The organism is Serratia sp. 506_PEND (genome assembly GCF_001076875.1).
In the GTDB taxonomy this organism is placed as follows: domain Bacteria; phylum Pseudomonadota; class Gammaproteobacteria; order Enterobacterales; family Enterobacteriaceae; genus Serratia; species Serratia marcescens.
On record NZ_JVEL01000289.1, the window covers coordinates 1 to 255 of the forward strand.

1 protein-coding gene is annotated in these 255 nt (G+C 48.6%); it reads right to left on the reverse strand.

Features of this window, described 5'->3' with window-relative positions; genetic code table 11:
* The coding region (locus tag ADK28_RS07630) for an Arm DNA-binding domain-containing protein (RefSeq protein ID WP_152929657.1) at nucleotides 1-255 on the reverse strand (255 nt) is incomplete at both ends.

Below are 255 nucleotides of genomic sequence, written 5' to 3' on the forward strand. Positions count from 1 at the left end.
CGTAGCTTTCCGACCATGAGATACACTTGTGCTTGTGCCACTCCACAGCGAGCGCTCTGAAGGTATTTACGACGGATATCTTTTTGGCGAGTTTTTCGAGCTGTTTTTTCTCGCTTGGGTCACCTCCATCAGCAATCACCTTCCTGGCCTCATCGCGTTTTACACGCGCATCAGCCAGGGAAATCTCTGGGTAAACACCGATAGATAACTTTTTCTCTTTACCGGCGATACGGTATTTCATACGCCAGTAGCGTT